At 37.2% G+C, this 2628-nt stretch carries 2 protein-coding genes; both read left to right on the top strand.

The genetic code is table 11. The features are described from left to right. The first annotated feature begins 926 nt into the window (after positions 1 to 926). Positions 927 to 1997, top strand: a complete 1071-nt coding sequence (locus tag BP621_RS15965; RefSeq protein ID WP_292391637.1) for an elongation factor Tu — start codon at positions 927 to 929, stop codon at positions 1995 to 1997. A 43-nt stretch (positions 1998 to 2040) separates the two neighbouring features. Then, positions 2041 to 2619: a gamma-glutamylcyclotransferase family protein gene (locus tag BP621_RS15960; RefSeq protein WP_292391636.1), complete on the top strand. Its 579-nt coding sequence runs from the start codon at positions 2041 to 2043 to the stop codon at positions 2617 to 2619. Positions 2620 to 2628 lie beyond the last annotated feature (9 nt).

The raw sequence follows: 2628 nt of genomic DNA, 5'->3' as shown, positions 1-2628 counted from the left end.
TGCTCCTAAAGTGGGAGATACCCCTAAAGCCAGTACAGCAACAATGCAAATAATATAGAGCTTCTGATTCATTTTACCAGAATCCAAAACTGCAATTTGAGATTGTAGAGATCAGTTACTAAAAACATAAGAATAAGTCTACCTACATTTTCCTGAACAGAGGTGTTATATTAGTTTGTTCAGATTTGATCTCTCAAACCTTATTTTATATATCTGTTGTTACTATCAAAGTTCTACTTAGTTTTGACTACAGAGATTTAATGGCTTTTTTATAATCATGAACCAATGTGATCACTCAAAGTATAAGATTAAATGAACTATATTTTTGTTTTTAACGTACAATCTACTAACCACCAAATTATCGATATCTTTACTTTGAAGCTGTTTACAATTAAGGAAAGGAAATGTTATACATAAATATTTTCTTTTTTATTTAATCAAGGTTGTAGTGGCGCATCCCGCTGCAAGCAGCAAGGTATTCGAGTGGAATAAGTATTTTTAATTTTTTTATTAAAGAGAAACTATAAAAAAGATATTTAATAGATTTCCTAAAAATTCTATATTAGAACTCAAGTACAATACTTTATGACTAGAGCGAAGTATCTTTTAGGACGAGCTCATTAAGTGAAGTCTGCAGAATGAATGCTTTAAAGACTTTATGCTTAAGATCTCACTAGGAGTTTCACCTTATTTGATTTCCCGATTTAGGCTGTGATTGAGAATATCGCGAAAAGAAATATATTGCAGTATACTGATACCAATGGCATGTTGCGATATAATTAATCCAGTAATAGATAAAAAGATAATCAAAGTCCAAAAAATCAAAGCCAGAAATTGAAGGTTTCAAAAAACCACCTTAACTTTTGAGCTCATTTTATACCGAAATCAATCTTAATACTAGACACTGATCAAGAAAAGGACTCATTATGACAAACGTTGCAATCATAGGGACTGAAAAGAGTGGAAGAACCTCCCTTGCCGCAAACCTGGGGAAAAAAGGAACATCCTCCGACATAACCATGTATAATAATGATAAGGAGAGTCGGAAAATGGTTTTTGTGGACCCTCAAGGTTATCCTAAAGCTTTAAAATCCCTGATTACGGCACTGAATATTTCAGATATGGCAATCCTCTGTGTCCCTCCTGATGGCCTTGATAGGAACAATCCTGGAAGTGTTCATACCGGAGAATGTATTGTTGCCCTGGATCTGCTTGGCTTTAAGCATGGAATAATTGTTCTGACAAAGTCCGACAGTACCCATATGTATGCAATCGATGAGCTGAAAAAGAAAATAAATTTAATGACTGCGGGCACTTCTCTGCAGGATTGGGAATGTATTTCCTTAAATACTAACAAAGGTGCAAAAAATCCTTTTGAGGGCGTGGAAGACCTCAAAGCCAAAATTTCCGAGATATCAGAGAAAATCGAAGCTGAACAGGCTGAGTTGAATAATCTGCCTGCAAGAGTGTTTATAGACCATGCATTCAATGTCACTGGAAAAGGCTGTGTTGTTCTTGGAGTTGTCAAACAGGGGATTTCAAAGGATAAGGACAAAACCAAAATTTTCCCGCTGGACAGGGATATTGAAATCCGATCCATTCAGAGTCATGATGTAGATATTGACAGTGCACCCACAGGCACCAGAGTAGGAATGCGTCTTAAAAACGTGCAAGCTAAAGATATAGAAAGAGGATTTATTATCTCCGACAAAGAAGCTGTAACTACTGATTATATCCTTGAATGTGCCATCTCAAAATTCACGCGAGCAATTGAAAACTCAAGTGTACTTCATCTTTTTGTTGGCCTGCAGTCCGAACCTGTGCGTGTGGAGAAGATTCTGGTTGATGGGCAGGAAGTAAAAGAAGTAAAGCCTGGTAGTACCTGCGTGCTGGAACTTTCAGGCAACAAAAAAGTAGCTTACAGTAAAGAAGACCGTTTCCTGCTGGCAAATCTTGACCTGCCTCAGCGGTTTGCAGGCTATGGCTTTTCGAAATAAATGGTTATATAAATCTCTAAAATAATTCTTTTAAGGGTATAATATGGAAAAAAATTCAGGAAAAAAGGATTTAAGAAAAGAGGATTCAGGAAAAAAGGATTTAGGAAAAGAGGATTCAAGAAGAAATGAAACTACTTGTGAAGACATGGAGAGTAAAGTAAGAGATAAGACTCTCTATGGGAATGTTTTTCACAGAAATGTCTGCTGGCAGCGTTCTTATCAGAAGCCTGAAGGCGAAGAGCTTATCATGGCACTATACGGCAGCCTAAGAAGTGGGCTTTACAATAGCCGTCGTTTTGACCTGCAAAACAGGTCAGAGTTCCTGGGCACAACAACAGTAAGAGGGTACGCTCTTTACTCTCTGGGCTCCTATCCCGGTATCTACCCCTCAGAAAATTCCTGTGTTATAGCTGAAGTCCGCAGGTTTTCAGGAAAACAGCAGCTTGAAATTGCCAAATCAATTGATTATATGGAACTTTTTGGAGGATACCATAGGGAATATGTGAATCTAGAAATTGGTGAACAAAAATTCAGAGGCTTTATCTATGTTTATGATGAGAAGCCTGAATCAGAAAGAATCGAACATGGCGACTGGGCCAGATACTTGAAAGAAAAAGAGTAAACTGAGTGA

This window comes from Methanosarcina sp. UBA5, from assembly GCF_002505485.1.
In the GTDB taxonomy this organism is placed as follows: domain Archaea; phylum Halobacteriota; class Methanosarcinia; order Methanosarcinales; family Methanosarcinaceae; genus Methanosarcina.
Note: the sequence above shows the minus strand (reverse complement) of the source record. Positions and strands in the feature narration are given on the sequence as shown.

Coding starts and splice junctions, on each gene's coding strand:
- BP621_RS15965 (WP_292391637.1), top strand. CDS start 927: ATGACAAACGTTGCAATCATAGGGACTGAAAAGAGTGGAAGAACCTCC.
- BP621_RS15960 (WP_292391636.1), top strand. CDS start 2,041: ATGGAAAAAAATTCAGGAAAAAAGGATTTAAGAAAAGAGGATTCAGGA.